We start from the raw sequence: 17,965 nt of genomic DNA on the forward strand, positions 1-17,965 counted from the left end.
CATCATGGCTTGGCTCCGCCATTGAGCTTACGCTGATTCAGCTGCTCGTCGATGGCGGTGAGCTGTTCTATCTGGCGACGCAACCGCTGCACCTCCTGACTCTGATCCGTGCGTCGGCTGTCGCGGGCCAGCAGCTCCTCACCGAGGGCGATCCAGCTGCGCAGGAAGGCCTGGGCATCCAGCCCGAGCTCAGGCAGCAGAGACTTGAGCCTGTCCAGCCCGGCCCGGCGATTTGCCACCGATTCGGACGGGTGGGTGTTGACCATGGCGAGGCTGACCCGGCTCTCGAGATCGGTGGCGCCACTCAGACGCTGGCGCTCCTGCACCCGTTGCTGGGGGTGACTGGCCAGCAGCCAGTCCGAGTATTGCAGGCGTACCTGCATCTCTTTGTTGGCAAATTCCATCCGCTTGGCGACGGCCTGATCCGAGGGATCCGTCAGGCCGGAATGCGGCAACAGGGAGCAGCCTGAGAGCAGGCTCATCAATACGGGAATAAAAAATCGTTTCATCTTTGGCTTCACTTCAGCGTCAACCGGGAACAGGCATCCGCCTGCTCATCTTTAATCAGTGTCATTGCCCAGGCTCTGGGCCATCTCATCCAAGGCCTCATTTCAGCGTCAGCCGGAAGCAGACATCCGCCTGCTCATCCTCGATCAGCGTCAGCTCTCCCCCCAGGCTCATGGCCGATTCGCGGGCGATGGAGAGGCCCATCCCGGAGCCTTTCAACAGGCCATGGCGCACCGTGCTGCCCTGCTCGAACGGCTCGAAGATCCGTTCCCGCTCGGCCAGCGGGATGCTGGGGCCCTCGTTGGCCACCTCCAGCCAGCTGCCATTGGCATCCTGGCCGGCACGGATCCAGACTCGACCGCCCTTGGCGCCGTAGCTGACCGCGTTGGAAAACAGGTTGTCGAGTATGAGGCGCAGACGATAGGGCTCGGCCTGCAGAACGATGGGCTCGGGCGGCAAGTGTACACTGATTTGTTTGGATTCCAGCGCCAACCGGTATTCTGCCGACAGTTCAAGCAGCAAGGGGGTCAGCGGCACCGGCGTCAGGCTGAAGGCCTCCTGCTGGCTGAGGCGGTTGAAATCGAGCAGCCGCTCGATCAGGGTCTGCAGCCGACGGCTGTTCTCCTCCAGCATCTGGCAGATCTCCTGCTGATCCCCGTTGAGGGGCCCCATCAACTGCTCGGACAACAGATCCGCTCCCTCCCTCAGCACCGCCAGCGGCGTCTTCAGCTCGTGGGAGACATGACGCAGGAACTGATACTTCTGCTGCTCCAGCTCCTTGAGCTTGTCGTGCAGCCAGCCGATCCGCTCCCCCAGCAACACCAGCTCGGCGGGGCCATCCACCGGTCGCTTGTCCGGCTCTATGCCGGCCCCCAGGCTCAGGATCCGCGACTCAATCTGACGCACGGGGTGGATGATGAGGTAGGTAAACAGCAGGATCAGCAGCAGGCTGAGCACCGCCACGAAGCTGCTGATCCACCAGATCTCCGTTCTCAGCTCGGCGATGGCCGCCCGCATACGCACCACGTGCTCATCCACCTGGCTGCGGGTGATCACCTCCAGCTGCTGGTTTGACTCGTTGAACCGATCGAATTGGGGGCTGGTCGCCTCGGTCTTGGCCCTGGCCAGATCCTGCAAGCCGTCTAGCCAGCTCAGGGCGGTGTCGAGATCCCCATAGACGGCGGCATCCGGAATGGATTGCCGATGGACCTCGAGCAGCTCGCGATAGCGCGCCAGCTGCTGCCGATAGGTGTCGAGGATGCGCTCGTCCCCCAGCACCGCATAGCGGCGCAGGGTGCGTTCCAGATCGATGGCCTGGGTGGTGAGCAGGGTCGCCCGGCGGGTATCCCGGACCGCGCGCTCCACCTCGTCGCTGGTGAGCTGGCTCAGGTGGGAGAGGGCCTGACTGTCGTGCCAGATCATGCCTCCCAGGGGCATCAGGACCAACACGAAGCCCATCAATACCACCTGGAGCAGGGAACGCGGCCGAACCTTGGTCATCTCGAACAGTCTCTCTTCATCTTGGGGGGCCAGCATATCCGCACTCCCCCAAAAAGCAAAACCGGCCAAGAGGCCGGTTTGGTTGCATTCGGGAACAGGCGTCACGCCAGACCGACGGATGCCACACAGATGATCAGTATCACGGCGAGGGCCCCGGAGGCGGTCAACAGCGCCCATTTCAGCTCCACACTCATACGAACCTCCTTTTTTTACCAATCAGAGTTGGATCACAGTAGATAAAACTATGTTAATTCATAGTAAATCCGATAACCGTGAGCTGCGTATATATTTCAGACGAGCCCAACTCTAGAAAGGGAAAGCATGTTCTACCTGTGTAGCATTGGATCGAATCTTGACCCCGTCCAGCACGTCAGCCAGGCCGTGGGAGAATTGCTGGCGCGCTTCGGCCACCTGCGGCTGAGCTCGGTGATCCAGACCAAGCCGGTGGGCATGCGCTCGTCCCATGACTTCCTCAACTGCCTGCTCGTCGTCGAGAGCGAACTCTCGGCGTCCCAGCTGAAGGCCGAGTTCGTCACCATGGAGCTGACCCACGGCCGGGATCGCAGCAACCCGCTGTGCAAGGTGACGGACAGGCCGCTCGACATCGACATCCTGGCCAGCGCCCCCCTCGACAGCTTCGCCGCGGCCGAGGTGGACGCCTATCTCGGCGAGCTGCTGGCCGAGCTGTATGAACGGCGCTCGGTGCAGGCCCACAAGGTGGCGCTGCGCCTGCCGACCAGCAAGGTGTTTGCCGAGCAGATCTTTGGTCACGAGAGCGTCGAGCTCTGGTCCCATGCCGATGACCGCCAGGGTCTGGGCAGTCTCCCCCTCACGACGGATCCCCGCCCTGCCCCTCCCCGCCATCAGTAACCGGGATGACAACGAGGCCCCGGCCAGCCTCCACCCGATACACTTTTCCCTCGTCGTCATCGGCAGCCTAGGGCCTAGATGACGGCGAGGGCCCGGCCACCATCGACCCTGATGCTGGCCCCCGTCATGTAGTCGTTCGTCATCAGCAGCTGCACCGCCTGCCAGATGGGCGCCAGTCCCCCCTCCTTCGCCAGCGGCGTCCGGGCCAGCACCTGCTGGCGCCACGCCTCCCCGTGCTCGTCGAGGAACAGTATGGGGCCGGGCTCTATGGTGTTGACCCGCACCGCGGGGGCCAGCTCGCGGGCGAAGCTCATGGCCAGCGAATGGGCCCCCGCCTTGGTGGCCACATAGGCGGCGAACTGGGGCGCCGGGGCGTGGATGTAGATGTCGGTGATGTGGATGATGCCGGCGTTGCCCTGGCGTGCCAGTCGGGGTGCCAGCGCGCGATTGAGCTGGAAGGGCGCCGCCATATGCACCCGGTAGAACTGCTCGAACTGGGCGAGCTGGGCCGCCGGCTCCGCCGCCTGCGGCTCAAATGCCGAGGCGTTGTGGATGACCAGCGCCAGATCCTCGTGGGCGGCCAGGGCCGCGATCAGCCCCTCGACCTCCTCCTCTTTCGCAAAATCCGCCTGTACCAGCTCCACCCCCAGGGCCCGCAACTGCGCCAGCTCGGGGCGCTCGCTGCGATAGCTGCCCGTCACCTGCCAACCCGCGGCCACCAGCTGCTCGCACAGATAAAAACCCAGTCGACGGCCACACCCCGTCACCAATGCACGCATACCCTCTCCTTGTCGTTTGGCCACTCGGGCCCTGTCACTGCGCCATGCCGCCCGGGTGAACCGGGGCGGGCCACCTAGAGCTGATAACGCCCGCGGTCACCGATATCAAAATGCAGCGGCATGCGCCACTTCGCCAGGCACAGCAGGCAGAGCAGCAGGCCGCTCACCAGGGCCACCAGGGCGCTGGCCCAATCCAACCTGAGCCCTTCCAGCAGCCACAGCAAGGGCAGCAGCAGCGGCAACAGCCGGATGCCCGGGATGGCGAAACAGAATTGCTCCTTGAACGCCAGGCCGGACAGGGTGGCCAGGGCCGCCCCCAGCAGCAGGGCATCCGGCGCGCCACAAGCGGCCAGCAGCAGGCCGCCCCACCCCAGCCCCTGCAGGATAAAGCGGATCCGTTTGTCATAGATGTGCAGGCAGAATCCGCACAGGCCGCTCCCCACCACCAGCGCCATCAACCACAGCCTTGTCGGCAAAAGATCCTGCCCAATCAACAAGCTAACCCCTCGACACAACAGCAGCAAAGCTGCCAGACTCAGGCCGAGACGATAGAGACAGACCGAGAGCCTGTCGATGCCGTCCAGTTCGCTTTCAATTTCAGGATTCGCCATTCGGGGTCGCCTCTGTGAGATGTCTGCCGGTCACTATACCGAAATGATCGTGAGCCTGCCCCGTGCGCACAGGAGATGTGATTTGCGACGCTTGCTTCTGCTCTGTCTGCTACTGCCTTGCTGGCTGTCGGCCAAGGAGCTGATCATCGGCGGCACCCTGGAGCCGCCCCTGAAATGGCTGGATGAGGGCGGTCAGCCCCGTGGTCTGGATGTGGACTTGGTCACCGCCATCTTCGGCACCCTCAGGGTGCCCATCAGGATAGAGCTGATCGATTCCGGCGCCCGCCTCACCCGCGGGGCCGAGACCGGTGTTTACGATCTGGTGATGACCCACTCCTACAAGCCGGAGCGAGAGGCCTATCTGCTCTATCCGAAGCAGTCCCATCTGCGCCACAGCTGGCACTTCTTCGTGCGCAAGGGGGACGCGGGCAAGATCCACTACGAGCAGTTGGCCGATCTCAAGCCCTGGCGCATCGGCATCACCCGGGATTTCTCCTACACCCCCGAGCTGACGGCGGCCATGAGGGATCCCGGTTATCAGTTTCAGGAGATCCCCATCAATGCGCTGCAACTGCGCAAGCTGATCGCCGGCCGCATCGATACCGTCCCCATGCCGTTGGTCACCGCCTTCGCCCAGATCAAGCAGGAGGGGCTGGAAGGCCGGCTCGACTACCTGCCCAAGCCGCTCAAGACCGGCCTCTACTACAGCGTCTGGACCAAGGCTCGGGCCGATGCCGACACCCCGACGCTGATGGCGGCCTACGACGCCGAGCTGCTGCGCATGAAGCAGGACGGTCGCCTCAAGGCGCTCTACGACAAGTACGGCATCCCCTATGTCGCCCCCTGACCCCGGCCTTCCCCTCCCGAGATCCCGTCTTTAGCCCCCGCAGGCAGAGGGAGCCACTGAAATGAAATGCATTTTCATCATGTTAACTCCGTAAAACGTAACAAAAATAGCGTATTTATCTGCCTCGACGGGGTTCTTTCACCAGGGTCTCGCATAGAAATGGCTCTCGTTCCATGGCCCCGCACCTGCCCATATCAGGGCTTTACATCCCTCAATATCGGGTTCTGCAGCGAGATCAGCGTCTCGGTGGACTGGATCTCGTCTATGGTCTGGATCTTGTGGATCAACACGGTCTGCAGCTCGTCGATGGAGCGGGTCATCACCTTCATGAAGATGCTGTAGTGACCCGTGGTGTAGTAGGCCTCCACCACCTCGTCCAGGGCCTGCAACTTGGCCAGGGCCGAGGGGTAATCCTTGGCGCTCTTGAGGTTGATGCCGATAAAGCAGCAGACGTCATAGCCCAGCTTCTTGGCGTTCACCTGCACCCGGGTACCCTCGATGATCCCCGCCTGCTTCATCTTCTCCACCCGCACGTGAATGGTGCCTGGGCTGACGGTCAGTTGCTTGGCGAGCTCGGCGTAAGGGATCCGCGCATTCTCCATCAGGGCGGTGAGGATGGCCTGATCGAGATTATCGATCCGATAATTTTCCGGCACTTTTTTGTACTCCCGTTAACGATATCTCAGTAACTCAGCGGTTATTTTGAAGAAAAAAACACGTAAAGCCTATTTCTATTATCGAATATTGAATTTAGTGCACCATCTGTTGAAGAATCGCCATATCCAACGGGTTTTAGACAGGTAATCACCATGAAACAGCACTACATTCGCAGCCAACAGCAGATCAGCTTCGTCAAAGAGATGTTCTCCCGCCAACTCGCCTTGCAGCTCGGCCTGATGGAGGTGCAAGCCCCCATCCTGAGCCGGGTCGGTGACGGCACCCAGGACAACCTCTCCGGCTGCGAGCATGCGGTGCAGGTCAAGGTGAAGACATTGCCGGAGCACAGCTACGAGGTGGTGCATTCCCTGGCCAAGTGGAAGCGCCAGACCCTGGGCCGCTTCGGCTTCGGGCCCGGTGAGGGCATCTATACCCACATGAAGGCGCTGCGTCCGGACGAAGACCGCCTGACCCCCATCCACTCCGTCTACGTGGATCAGTGGGACTGGGAGAAGGTGATGCCGAGCGAGCGCCGGGATCTGGCCTACCTGCAAGACACGGTGCGCGGCATCTGGACCGCCATCAAGGCCACCGAGCGCGCGGTCTGCGCCGAGCACGAGATGACCCCCTTCCTGCCGGCGGAGATCCAGTTCCTGCACAGCGAAGAACTGCTGACCCGTTACCCGGATCTCGACGCCAAGGGCCGCGAGCGCGCCATCGCCAAGGAGCTGGGGGCCGTGTTCCTCATCGGCATCGGCGGCGATCTGTCCCACGGTGAGCGCCACGACGTGCGTGCCCCGGACTATGACGACTGGAGCAGCCAGAGCGAACTGGGGCTGGCCGGTTTGAACGGCGACATCCTGGTGTGGAACCCGGTGCTGCAGGATTGCTTCGAGATCTCCTCCATGGGGATCCGGGTAGACGCCGAGGCCCTGCGTCGCCAGCTCGCCACCACCGGCGACGAGGATCGCCTGCAGTACGACTGGCACCAGGCCCTGCTGGCGGGCGAAATGCCGCAGACCATAGGCGGCGGCATCGGCCAATCCCGCCTCGCCATGTTGCTGCTACAAAAGGAGCACATTGGTCAGGTGCAGGTCGGCGTCTGGCCGGCGGAAATGAAGGCCAGCATCCCGGGCATGCTGTAAGCGAATTGTGGCGGTTCGGGATGAGAGAGCGCATCCCGGACATGCTGTAAGGAGGGTGGCCGCTGGCCCTCTTCGACACCGGGGCTTGCCCTGCGACCCGCTCAACCCACCTCAGGTCGCTTCACTACATTCCTCTCGGCAATCCTCGGATTGCCGCTTTTTTTAGGGCAAAAAGCGGTATTCGAAGCCCGCCCCGATCCGGGTCTGCCCCGGCAACCCCGATTTGCGCTTGCCGGTGCAGTGGCAAGCGAACAGCTTGTCCACCCCTTCCCGCGCCAGATACAGGCCCAGTGCCCTCGCCCGCTGCGGGCCGGAGAATTTCAGGTGCAAGCCGCCGATGATGGCGTGCACCCGCTCCTCGCCGCAGACCTCTCTGGCCCGCTGCACTATGTTCTCGACCCCCGCATGGCCGCAGCCGATAAAGATGATGAGCCCTTGCTCACCCTTGTAGGCAATGGCGGAATCATCGCTGATGAGATCCTTCTCCACTCGCCCGCCGCGCACTATGTAGCCGAGCAGGGAGGGTTTGGCCTTATCCCGCCTCAGGATGGAGCCCAGAAACACCAGGTGCTCGGACAGCCAGACCGGCTCGGCCGAGCAGCGGGGGATCAGCCCTCTGGAGCGCAGCCGGGCGGGCTCAAGCTCCCCCGAGAGGCGGTAAAGGTTGTGGCGCCGAAACGGCCAGGGCAGGAAGTAACCCCGCTCATGAAATACATCCGGGCAGGCGATCAGGGGAATGGGGCTGGGAAAGACGGGCAGAGCGCCGACGCCGCCCACGTGATCGTAATGACCGTGGGACAGCACCAGGTGGGAGAGGGAAGCGAGATCCACCCCCATCGCCGCGGCATTGGGGCCCAGGGCCTGCCCTCTGCCGCTATCGAACAACACCCTGAGGCCGTCGCATTCCAACAGCAAGGCCAAACCTCTTTCCGGAACACAACCTGGACGATGGACCTCGTCGTCCACCAGCACAGAGAACTTGAGCATCTCGCCTCCCTAAAAGAAAAACGCAGGCACGAGGCCTGCGTTTTTTATCGATGACACCATCACGGCTGGCTCATGGTGAGCCCACTGCTGTCGGCCCCCAGCAACAGTTTCTTGCCGGGGATGACCCGACCGCTGAGCAGGGCCTGGGCCAGGGGGTTCTCCACCTTCTGCTGGATCGCCCGCTTGAGGGGACGCGCCCCGTAGACGGGATCGAAGCCGGCATGCACCAGCTTGGTCAGCAGCTCCTCGCTCACCTCCACCTCGAAGCCCTGGGACTCCAGACGGCCCATCAGGCTCTTGAGCTGGATGCGGGCGATGGACTTGATGTGATCCTCGCCGAGGGGGTGGAACACCACAGTCTCGTCGATCCGGTTGATGAACTCCGGACGGAAGCTGCGGGTCAGCAACTCCATCAGCAGGGACTTCATCTCCTCATAGTCCTTCTCGGCATAGTGCTCCTGAATGAGATCCGAGCCGAGGTTGGAGGTCATGATGACCACGGTGTTGCGGAAGTCCACGGTGCGGCCCTGACCATCGGTCAGGCGACCGTCGTCCAGCACCTGCAACAGGATGTTGAACACATCCGGGTGCGCCTTCTCCACCTCGTCCAGCAGGATCACCGAGTAGGGGCGACGGCGTACCGCTTCGGTCAGATAACCCCCCTCCTCGTAGCCCACGTAGCCGGGAGGCGCCCCCACCAGACGGGCCACGCTGTGCTTCTCCATGAACTCGGACATGTCGATGCGCACCATGGCGTCCTGGGTATCGAACAGGAACTCGGCCAGTGCCTTACACAGCTCAGTCTTGCCCACCCCGGTCGGGCCGAGGAACAGGAAGGAGCCGATGGGCCGGTTCGGATCGGACAGCCCGGCCCGGGAGCGACGAATGGCATTGGAAACGGCGTTCACCGCCTCTTCCTGGCCGATCACCCGGCTGTGCAGCTGATCTTCCATCCGCAGCAGCTTGTCGCGCTCCCCTTCCAGCATCCGCGCCACCGGGATCCCGGTCCAGCGCGCCAGCACATCCGCGATCTCCACATCGGTGACGCGGTTGCGCAGCAGGCTGGTCTCCTGCATCTCCGCCTGAGTGGCGAGATCCAGCTGTTTCTCCAGCTCGGGGATGCGGCCGTACTGCAGCTCGGACATGCGGGCCAGGTCACCGGCGCGGCGTGCCACCTCCAGATCCTGACGGGCCTGCTCCAACGCCGCCTTGATGTGCTGGGTACCGGCAAGGGCGGCCTTCTCGGCCTTCCACACCTCTTCCAGCTCGTTGTATTCCCGCTCCTTCTCGGTCAGCTCCTGATTGAGCAGATCGAGCCGCTTGCGGCTGGCATCGTCGTCTTCCTTCATCAGCGCCTGCTGCTCCAGCTTGAGCTGGATGATGCGGCGCTCGAGCCGGTCCAGGGACTCCGGCTTGGAGTCTATCTGCAGCCGGATGCTGGCCGCCGCCTCGTCGATGAGGTCGATGGCCTTGTCAGGCAGCTGGCGATCCGCAATGTAGCGGTGGGACAGCTGAGCCGCCGCCACTATGGCCGGGTCCGTGATCTGCACATGGTGGTGCAGCTCATAGCGCTCTTTCAGGCCGCGCAGTATGGCGATGGTGTCCTCCACCGAGGGCTCCTCCACCAGCACCTTCTGGAAGCGGCGCTCGAGCGCGGCATCTTTTTCTACGTACTGGCGATACTCATCGAGCGTGGTGGCACCGACGCAGTGCAGCTCACCGCGCGCCAGGGCCGGTTTGAGCATGTTGCCCGCGTCCATGGCCCCCTCGCCCTTGCCGGCGCCGACCATGGTGTGCAGCTCGTCGACGAAGAGGATGACATTGCCCTCCTCCTTGGCGAGATCGCTGAGCACGGCTTTGAGCCGCTCCTCGAATTCGCCGCGATACTTGGCTCCGGCCACCAGGGCCCCCATGTCGAGGGACAGCACCCGCTTGTTCTTGAGCCCTTCCGGCACCTCACCGTTGATGATGCGCTGGGCCAGCCCCTCGACGATGGCGGTCTTGCCCACGCCGGGGGCACCGATCAGCACCGGGTTGTTCTTGGTACGGCGTTGCAGCACCTGGATGGTGCGGCGGATCTCTTCATCCCGCCCGATGACGGGGTCGAGCTTGCCGAGTTCGGCCCGCTCGGTGAGATCTATGGTGTATTTCTCCAGCGCCTGGCGGTTCTCCTCGGCGTTGGCGTCATCCACCTTCTTGCCGCCGCGCACCTTGTCGATGGCGGCGTCGAGTTTCTCCTTGGTCAGGCCATGGCGGCGCAGCAACTCGCCGAGCGTGCCCTTCTCATCGAGGGCCGCCAGCACGAACAGCTCGGACGAGATGAACTGATCCTTGCGCTGCTGGGCCAGCTTGTCGCAGACGTTGAGCAGCCGGCCGAGGCCGTTGGAGAGCTGTACATCCCCCTCCACGCCGCTCACCTTGGGCAAGCGATCGAGCTCTTCGCCGAGGCGCGAGCGCAGGGCATTGATGTCCATCCCGCACAGGGTCAGCAACGGACGAATGGAGCCGCCGTCCTGATTGAGCAGGGCGGTCATCAGGTGGACGGGTTCGATAAACTGGTGATCACGACCCAGTGCCAACGACTGGGCATCGGAAATTGCGACCTGGAACTTGCTGGTCAGGCGATCTAAACGCATCGCACTCCCCCTTTGAAACGAGGCCGCCGCAGCGGCAACAACAGAACTTTCTGACAAGGAAGATGAGGTCTGGGGCCCGAATTTCAAGGGGAAGGGCTGTTTATTTTTTCCTCAATAGCGGAGCCAGAGGCACAGCGCCCCCGCCAGAGCGGGGGCGCTGTCATTCACTCGGCGAGCCAGATGAGGGAGGCCATGCGGCCGGTCTGACCGTCGCGACGATAGGAGTAAAAGCGCTCGCCATCGCCGTGGGTGCAGTACTCGCCCCCATAGACGGCGCTCACCCCGGCGCGGGCGAGGCGCAGCCGGGCCAGCCGGTAGATATCCGCCAGCCACTTGCCCTCGTTGGGGGAAGGTTTGAAGGCGGCAGCGGCCTCGGCCTGTTCGGCCATAAAGGCCTCGCGCACCTCGCCCCCGACTTCGAACGCCTCGGGGCCTATGGCCGGCCCGAGCCAGGCGAGGATGTCGGCGGGATCGCCCCCCATGGCGGCGAGGCTGGCCTCCAGCACCCCGGCCTGCAGCCCGCGCCAGCCAGCGTGGGCGGCGGCCACCCGGGTACCGGCTCTGTCACAGAACAGCACCGGCAAGCAGTCGGCTGTCATGACGATGCAGGCCAGCCCGGCCTCGTGAGCACAGGCGGCATCCGCCTCCGGCGCACTTTCGTATTGATTGCTGACCGGATGGACCGCGGTACCGTGCACCTGATTGAGCCAGTTGAGCCGACCCGGGATCTCGGCAACCTGTTGCAACAGGGTGCGGTTCGCCTCGACTTTCACCGCATCGTCGCCCACGTGGGCGCCGAGGTTCAGACCACGAAAGACACCCTCGCTGACGCCCTCGTCCCGGGTGGTCGACAGCGCCCGTACAGAGGCCGGTGCGGGCCAGTCGGGTTCGATCCAGTTCATCTGCGACTCCTTCATATCACTGATAAAAAAACGGGGCGCCTCATCAGAGGGCGCCCCGTTTGGCATGCTATCTGGGCGTTGCCAGGGCAAACCTCATCAACCCCAGACCAGATCGTCCGGGTTGGCGAGGGTATCCGCGCGCAGCACTTCCATCAGATCCAGCATGTCCTGCGGGGTGGACGAGTGCCACTCCATGACTTCCCCCGTGATGGGGTGAGCCAGTTTCAGCATGGTCGCGTGCAGCGCCTGGCGATTGAATTCGCGCAGGGCCTGGGTCAGCTCCGGGGTCGCGTTGCGCAGCAGGCGCAGACGACCACCGTAGGCGGGATCCCCTACCAGCGGGTGCTTGATGTGGGACATGTGTACCCGGATCTGGTGGGTACGACCGGTTTCGAGGCGCAACCGCAACCGGGTGTGGCCACGGAACTTCTCGTGCACCCGATAGTGGGTCACGGACGGACGACCGTTCGGCACCACAGCCATGTGGGTACGCTGGGTCGGATGACGACCGATGGGGGCATCAACCGTACCGCCGGCGGTCATGTGACCGATGGCGATGGCCTCGTACTCACGGGTGATCTGGCGCGCCTGCAGCGCCTCCACCAGATGGGTCTGGGCCGGTACCGTCTTGGCCACCACCATCAAACCCGTGGTGTCCTTATCCAGACGGTGCACTATGCCGGCACGGGGCACCTCGGCAATGCCGGGGTAGCGGTGCAGCAGCGCGTTGAGGATAGTGCCGTCCGGCGTGCCGGCGCCTGGGTGGACCACCAGACCGGCCGGCTTGTCGATCACCAGAATGTGTTCATCTTCATAGACGATGTTGAGTTCGATGTTCTGGGCATCCCAGCGGGTGTCATCTTCCAACTCGACATCGACATGTACCTGTTGTCCAGCCAGCACTTTTTCGCGCGGGGTATTGGCAACCTGACCGTCCAGGGTCACTCTGTCCTGTAAAATCCACTCCTTGATGCGGGTTCTGGAGTAGTCTGGAAACAATTCGGCCAGGGCCTGGTCGAGCCGTTGCCCGAATTGGTGATCCTGAAATTCGCCTGTCAGTTCAATATGCTGGCTCATGTATGGTCTCTTGAGCGGGGGTATCAATTCGAAATAATCCGGGTATTCTAGCTTTTCTTTTAGCCAAGCATAACGGATACTTTGCCAATTTCGTGGAAATGGACCGGATGTTGTTGATGGGAAAGAAGTCTCACCTGCTGATGTCGCTCGCCTTGATCGCTACCCTGATCACTGGTTGTTCCAGCACCAAACCCAAGGTTCCCGACGAACCGCCGGAAGTTCTGTACCAACAAGCCCGTCTCAAACTGGATACTGGTAACTACCTGAACGCCATCGAATTGCTGGAAGCGCTGGACTCGCGTTACCCCTTCGGTGCCTACTCGAGTCAGGTTCAACTCGATCTGATCTACGCCTACTACAAGCAGGATGACACCGCTCAGGCCATCGCCAATATCGACCGGTTCATTCGCCTCAATCCGGCCCACAAGAACATCGATTATGTGTTCTACATGCGTGGCCTGACCAACATGGCGGCAGATTACAACTTCTTCCAGGACTTCCTGGGGATCAACCGGGACGACAAGGACCCTTCCTACGCTCGTCAGGCCTTCCAGGACTTCAAGACCCTGTTGCAGAACTATCCCAACAGCGTCTATGCCGCCGATGCCCGTGCTCGCATGGTCGGTTTGAAGACCCGTCTCGCCCGCTACGATCTGAGCGTGGCCGAGTACTACGTCAAGCGCGATGCCCTGATCGCCGCCGCCAACCGCGCCAAACTGGTGGTCGAGACCTATCCGGACACGCCCGAGACCGAGAAGGCACTGGAGATCATGGTCAACTCCTACGATACCCTGAAGATGCCGACCCTGGCCCGCCACGCCCGCGAAGTGCTGGCCAAGAACTACCCGGACAATCGCCTCGGCCGCAGCTGAGTGCAGGCATTCGTTGAATGAAAAACCGGAGCCAATGGCTCCGGTTTTTTTATGGGAAGATCCCGTCAAGTTCCTATCTGTTCGCCCCGTTTCGCGGCACAACACGCCAACTTTGACTCATCTTCCTGCGTGGAACGAGACGGCGCAGCGATCTGCGCCGTCATGGCTTTCAGGCTACTTGGCGACGTTGTCCACTACGTTCAGCACGTCCCAAGTCCGGGTGGAGAGAGACGGCGCGCTATCTGGATTCCCTTATTTCGCGACGTTACCCGCCACGTTCAGCACGTCCCAGGTGCGGGAGAAAGGCGGCGCGTAGGCGAAGTCCAGCATGCCGAGCTGCTCCGTGGTGACCCCCATGGTGATGGCGACCGCCAGCGCATCGATGCGGTGCACCGCCCCCTTGCGCCCCAGGATCTGGCCGCCGAGCAGACGCTTGCTGCCCGCCTCATACACCAGCTTGACGTGGATGTCGGACTGACCGGGGCAGTAGTTGGTGTGGCACTTGTCCTTGATGACGACGGTACGATAGTCGATGCCCAGCGCCTGCGCCTCCCGCTCACTGAGGCCGGTGCGACCCGCCTCCAGCCCCAGCACCTTGAGCGCCGCCGAGCCCAGGGTGCCCGGGAATTCCTGCTCGGCGCCGGCCAGGTTCTCTCCCACCATGCGGCCCAGCTTGTTGGCGATGGTGGCGAGCGGCACATAGACCTGCTGCTGCTTCACGCTGTGCCAGACGCTGGCACAATCTCCGGCGGCCCAGACGTTCGGCAAGGAGCTGCGACCCTGACGGTCCACCTCGATGGCGCCGTTGGTCAGCCGCGCTATGCCGGTGCCGGCCAGAAACTCGGTGTTGGGTTTGACGCCGGTGCAGACCACCACTATGTCGGCCTCGTACTCGCCCTGGTCGGTGCGCACGCCGCTCACCCGCCCCTCCCCCAGCAGGGCCTCGACCCGCTCACCGAGGTGCAGCGAGACGCCCTGCTCCCGCAGCTCGCTCTCGATATGCTGGGTAATCTCCTCGTCAAACGCATCCGGGATGACCCGCTCGGCGAGTTCGATGAGACGCACCTCCTTGCCCTGATGGACCAGCGCCTCCACCACCTCAAGCCCGATGAAGCCGGAGCCGATGACCACCGCCTTTCGCTTGCTGGCGTCCTGCACTGCAGCCTTGAGGGCCAGCCCATCGGCCATGCGGCGCAGGCCGAACACCCCTTCCTGCTGCAGGCCGGGGATGGGCGGCATCACCTCACGGGCACCGGTGGCGATCATCAGCCGATCGTAGCGATCGCTGAAGGTATCGCCGCCGTGCTCGACGACCAGGGTCTGGGCCCCGGCATCCAGCGCGGTCACGCGATGGCCGGTCTTGACCTCAATGCCCTTGGCGGCGAACTGCTCGACGCTGAACTCGGCCATGAAGCCCGGCTCCTGAAAGTCGTCGCCGACGAAATAGGGCAGGCCGCAGGCGCCGAAGGAGATCACCTCCGAGGCCTCGTACACCACTATGTCGGCGTCCTTCGCCAGACGCCGGGCCTTGGCGGCCGCACTCATGCCGGCGGCTTCGCCACCGATGATCACAATACGCATTGTTTGACTCCTGTAACGACAGGGGAGGCAGCGCCTCCCCTTTACTATTCAATGACCTGAGGATGGGGTCCCCCAAGCGGGATCAGACCACGGCGTCCTCACCGTCCAGACTGACCTCGGCATCGCCGTTGAACACCGTCATGTCGGTCTGGCCCATCAGCCGGCTGGTGACGGTGCCGGCGGTGATGGAGCCGGAGACGTTGAGGGCGGTACGGCCCATGTCGATGAGAGGCTCGATGGAGATGAGCAGCCCCGCCAGCGCCACCGGGAAGTCCAGGGCCGACAGCACGATCAGCGCCGCGAAGGTGGCGCCACCGCCCACACCGGCCACCCCGAAGGAGCTGACGGTGATGATGGCAATGAGCGTCATGATGAAGCCGGGATCCAGGGGGTTGACCCCCACGGTCGGGGCTATCATCACCGCCAGCATGGCCGGGTAGATGCCGGCGCAGCCGTTCTGGCCAATGGTGGCACCGAAGGAGGCGGCAAAGTTGGCGATGCCGTCAGGGATGCCGAGTGCCTTGGTCTGGGTCTGCACGTTCATCGGGATGGAGCCCGCGCTGGTGCGCGAGGTGAAGGCAAAGGCCAGTACCGGCATGATCTTCTTCAGGAAGCGCCAGGGGTTGAGGCCCACCAGGCTCACCAGCAGCAGGTGCACGCCGAACATGATGGCGATGGCGCCGTAAGAGGCCAGCACGAAGTTCAGCAGGTTGAGGATGTCCGCATAGTTGGAGCCCGACACCACCTTGGCCATCAACGCCAGCACGCCGTAGGGGGTGAGTCGCAGCACCAGGGTCACCATCCGCATCACTATGACGTGGGCGACCTGCATGAAGTTCGCGAAGCTTGCGAAGATCTCCGGCTTCTTGCGGGCGATGCCCGTGGCCGACAGGCCGATAAAGATGGAGAAGATCACCACGGCGATGGTGGAGGTCTTGCGGGCGCCCGTCATGTCGAGGAAGGGATTGGCCGGGATGAACTCCAGCACCATCTTGGCGAAGGACATGCTCTCGACGCTATGCAGGCTGTGGTCCAGATCCGCACCACGAGCGATTTCGGCGGCGCCGACGGTGAGCCCCTCGGCGGTCAGGCCGAACAGGTTGGACATCAGTATGCCCGCCCCGGCCGCGATCATGGTGGTGAAGATCAGCACGCCTATGGTCATGGCGCTGATCTTGCCGAGCGCCGTACCGCCATTGAGCTTGAGGATGGCCCCTATGATGGAGACCATGATCAGCGGGATGATGATCATCTGCAGCAGCTTCACATAGCCGCTGCCGACGATGTCCAGATAGTCGTTGGTCTTGACCAGCACCTCGGCACCGGCGCCGTAGATCAGCTGCAGGGCAGCCCCAAACAGAATGCCAAGCCCCAGCCCCGAGAAGACCCGACGGGTGAAGCTGACGTGCTTTTGCTGCAGCCGATAGAGAAACAGCAACAACATGGCCAGGATAGCCAGATTACCGATAACGCTAAGTGTCATGACGATATTCCCCAAAAAAACCGGGACGGGCCCGCGATAATGGGACGAGTGCCGGGTATGCACACTCTTCCCTGAAAGGTGCCGCTCTGTGGCGGTCTGCCCCCCGGTTCAGCCGGAGCGACAAAAAACAGGGGTGGCCAGCGCCACCCCTTGCATCACTCGGCCTTGCCCTGTTGCTTGGCCCGCATGATGTTGATGATTTCGATATCGGTGTCCAGCATCCCCCGTTTGGAGAGGCGGCCCAGGTTGGCAATGGTCTGATCCACGTCGTCGGAGACGATGCCCTCGCTCTGGGGCACGTGCAGGTTGTTGATCGCCATCAGCGACGACTTGACCGCCGCCGAGGTGGAGGTGGAGACCTTCATGGAGCAGGCACTGCCCGCGCCGTCGCAGATGATACCGGAAACATCGCCAATCATGTTGTTGATGCAGTGGCTGATCTGCTCGAACTGGCCACCCAGCAGCCAGGTGATGGCGGCACCGGAACCCATGGCGGCGGTGCTGGCGGCGCACAGGGCCGACAGCTTGTTCTGGTACATCTTGATGTAGATGGCCACCAGATGGCTCATCACCAGCGCCCGCACCAGCTGCTCGTCGCTCGCCTTGAGGAAGCGGGCGGCGGCGACCACCGGCATGGTGGCGGCGATGCCCTGATTGCCGGAGCCGGAGTTAGACATGGCGGGCAGCATGGCGCCGTCCATGCGCGCATCGGACGCTGCGGAGGAGAGCCGCATGGCCAGGGTCATCAAGTCGTCCGACAGCAGCTTGCGCTCCACCTGCTCGGTCAGGATCTTGCCGATGCGCAGGCCATAGCCCTGCAGCCCTTCATCCGCCAGCGCCTGGTTCATGCTGGCCGCCTCCTGAATGAAGGCGATCTCCGTCAGCGGCACCTCCAGGGCGAAAGCCACTATCTCGCGCAGGCTCATGGCGGGCTTGTCGGATTTGGCCGGCTGGATCTGCACGCCGGGGGCGCTGGCCTGCTCCATCAGCACCTCGCCATCCTTCTCCAGCAGCACGATGCGGGTGTGATCGGTGCAGATCACCACTCGGGCGCTGTGGCCATCCGCCTCCGCCAGCACCTCGGCGTAGAGCACGTCAGGCACGTCCTTCACATCCACCTTGATGAGCGGCAACAGCGCCTTGGCAGCCTCCACCTGGGCCTGATTGAGGTGCTTGAGCACCTCCAGCCCGCCCTCGGGGTTGCCCCCGGTGATGCCGACGGCGGCCGCCACCGGCAGCCCTATCATGCCGGTGCCGGGCACACCGACCCCCATGCCGTTCTTGAACAGGTTGCCGCTGACCCAGACGCTGATGCGAGTCGGATCCTGTCCCAGCAGCTTGCGGCAGTTGGCCGCAGCCAGAGCGACCGACATCGGCTCGGTGCAGCCAAGGGCCGGCACCACTTCACGCTTGAGCAGGGTTATGAAATCGGTCCATTGTGCTTTCATCTGTGGGTTCTCGTGTTCACTATGCCGCAGCATACATCTGCCAGTATCGGGTCAAATTTGACG

17 protein-coding genes are annotated in these 17,965 nt (G+C 63.1%); 4 read left to right on the forward strand and 13 right to left on the reverse strand.

Annotated features, from left to right (window positions below):
- Nucleotides 1–2: 2 nt before the first annotated feature.
- From BN1124_RS18885 to cydH, 3 genes are all read right to left on the reverse strand, one after another.
- Complete coding sequence (locus BN1124_RS18885) at nucleotides 3–509, reverse strand: hypothetical protein (protein ID WP_042644477.1); 507 nt, start codon at nucleotides 507–509, stop codon at nucleotides 3–5.
- A gap of 97 nt (nucleotides 510–606) precedes the next feature.
- Nucleotides 607–2,007, reverse strand: a complete 1,401-nt coding sequence (locus tag BN1124_RS18890; RefSeq protein WP_042644695.1) for a sensor histidine kinase — start codon at nucleotides 2,005–2,007, stop codon at nucleotides 607–609.
- Nucleotides 2,008–2,108: 101 nt separating this feature from the next.
- Complete coding sequence (cydH, locus tag BN1124_RS21455; protein ID WP_126623226.1) at nucleotides 2,109–2,201, reverse strand: cytochrome bd-I oxidase subunit CydH; 93 nt, start codon at nucleotides 2,199–2,201, stop codon at nucleotides 2,109–2,111.
- Between the two features lie 127 nt (nucleotides 2,202–2,328).
- On the opposite strand from cydH, the gene BN1124_RS18895 reads away from it, so the two are divergent.
- Nucleotides 2,329–2,877, forward strand: coding sequence for a 2-amino-4-hydroxy-6-hydroxymethyldihydropteridine diphosphokinase (locus tag BN1124_RS18895; RefSeq protein ID WP_042644478.1), 549 nt, complete (start codon nucleotides 2,329–2,331; stop codon nucleotides 2,875–2,877).
- A gap of 74 nt (nucleotides 2,878–2,951) precedes the next feature.
- On the opposite strand, the gene BN1124_RS18900 is transcribed toward BN1124_RS18895, so the two are convergent.
- Nucleotides 2,952–3,656: an SDR family oxidoreductase gene (locus BN1124_RS18900; protein WP_042644479.1), complete on the reverse strand. Its 705-nt coding sequence runs from the start codon at nucleotides 3,654–3,656 to the stop codon at nucleotides 2,952–2,954.
- 74 nt (nucleotides 3,657–3,730) lie between these two features.
- A complete protein-coding gene (locus BN1124_RS18905) occupies nucleotides 3,731–4,267 on the reverse strand; it encodes a DUF2301 domain-containing membrane protein (RefSeq protein ID WP_042644480.1) in 537 nt (178 codons plus the stop codon).
- 82 nt (nucleotides 4,268–4,349) lie between these two features.
- Between BN1124_RS18905 and BN1124_RS18910 the strand changes: the two genes are divergently transcribed.
- Nucleotides 4,350–5,114 carry a substrate-binding periplasmic protein gene (locus BN1124_RS18910; protein ID WP_042644482.1) on the forward strand — a complete coding sequence of 255 codons (765 nt, stop codon included), beginning with the start codon at nucleotides 4,350–4,352 and terminating at the stop codon, nucleotides 5,112–5,114.
- A 194-nt stretch (nucleotides 5,115–5,308) separates the two neighbouring features.
- Here BN1124_RS18910 and asnC read toward each other — a convergent pair whose 3' ends face one another.
- Nucleotides 5,309–5,770, reverse strand: a complete 462-nt coding sequence (asnC, locus tag BN1124_RS18915; protein WP_033131242.1) for a transcriptional regulator AsnC — start codon at nucleotides 5,768–5,770, stop codon at nucleotides 5,309–5,311.
- A 153-nt stretch (nucleotides 5,771–5,923) separates the two neighbouring features.
- Between asnC and asnA the strand changes: the two genes are divergently transcribed.
- On the forward strand, nucleotides 5,924–6,916 hold the full coding sequence (gene asnA, locus BN1124_RS18920) for an aspartate--ammonia ligase (RefSeq protein ID WP_042644484.1): 993 nt from the start codon (nucleotides 5,924–5,926) through the stop codon (nucleotides 6,914–6,916).
- Between the two features lie 162 nt (nucleotides 6,917–7,078).
- On the opposite strand, the gene BN1124_RS18925 is transcribed toward asnA, so the two are convergent.
- The 4 genes from BN1124_RS18925 to rluD all read right to left on the reverse strand — a co-directional run bounded on the left by BN1124_RS18925 (nucleotide 7,079) and on the right by rluD (nucleotide 12,518).
- Nucleotides 7,079–7,903, reverse strand: coding sequence for an MBL fold metallo-hydrolase (locus BN1124_RS18925; protein ID WP_042644486.1), 825 nt, complete (start codon nucleotides 7,901–7,903; stop codon nucleotides 7,079–7,081).
- 59 nt (nucleotides 7,904–7,962) lie between these two features.
- Nucleotides 7,963–10,539, reverse strand: a complete 2,577-nt coding sequence (gene clpB / locus BN1124_RS18930; RefSeq protein WP_042644488.1) for an ATP-dependent chaperone ClpB — start codon at nucleotides 10,537–10,539, stop codon at nucleotides 7,963–7,965.
- A 164-nt stretch (nucleotides 10,540–10,703) separates the two neighbouring features.
- Nucleotides 10,704–11,441, reverse strand: a complete 738-nt coding sequence (gene pgeF / locus BN1124_RS18935; RefSeq protein ID WP_042644490.1) for a peptidoglycan editing factor PgeF — start codon at nucleotides 11,439–11,441, stop codon at nucleotides 10,704–10,706.
- Between the two features lie 96 nt (nucleotides 11,442–11,537).
- Nucleotides 11,538–12,518, reverse strand: coding sequence for a 23S rRNA pseudouridine(1911/1915/1917) synthase RluD (gene rluD / locus BN1124_RS18940; RefSeq protein ID WP_033131237.1), 981 nt, complete (start codon nucleotides 12,516–12,518; stop codon nucleotides 11,538–11,540).
- A gap of 116 nt (nucleotides 12,519–12,634) precedes the next feature.
- On the opposite strand from rluD, the gene BN1124_RS18945 reads away from it, so the two are divergent.
- Nucleotides 12,635–13,390: an outer membrane protein assembly factor BamD gene (locus BN1124_RS18945; RefSeq protein ID WP_042644697.1), complete on the forward strand. Its 756-nt coding sequence runs from the start codon at nucleotides 12,635–12,637 to the stop codon at nucleotides 13,388–13,390.
- A gap of 252 nt (nucleotides 13,391–13,642) precedes the next feature.
- On the opposite strand, the gene BN1124_RS18950 is transcribed toward BN1124_RS18945, so the two are convergent.
- The 3 genes from BN1124_RS18950 to BN1124_RS18960 form a co-directional block, all read right to left on the reverse strand.
- Nucleotides 13,643–14,971, reverse strand: coding sequence for a CoA-disulfide reductase (locus tag BN1124_RS18950; protein ID WP_042644493.1), 1,329 nt, complete (start codon nucleotides 14,969–14,971; stop codon nucleotides 13,643–13,645).
- An 82-nt stretch (nucleotides 14,972–15,053) separates the two neighbouring features.
- Complete coding sequence (locus BN1124_RS18955; protein ID WP_042644495.1) at nucleotides 15,054–16,454, reverse strand: L-cystine transporter; 1,401 nt, start codon at nucleotides 16,452–16,454, stop codon at nucleotides 15,054–15,056.
- A 155-nt stretch (nucleotides 16,455–16,609) separates the two neighbouring features.
- Complete coding sequence (locus tag BN1124_RS18960; protein ID WP_042644497.1) at nucleotides 16,610–17,902, reverse strand: L-cysteine desulfidase family protein; 1,293 nt, start codon at nucleotides 17,900–17,902, stop codon at nucleotides 16,610–16,612.
- Nucleotides 17,903–17,965 lie beyond the last annotated feature (63 nt).

It is taken from the genome of Aeromonas eucrenophila (assembly GCF_000819865.1).
In the GTDB taxonomy this organism is placed as follows: Bacteria; Pseudomonadota; Gammaproteobacteria; order Enterobacterales; family Aeromonadaceae; genus Aeromonas; species Aeromonas eucrenophila.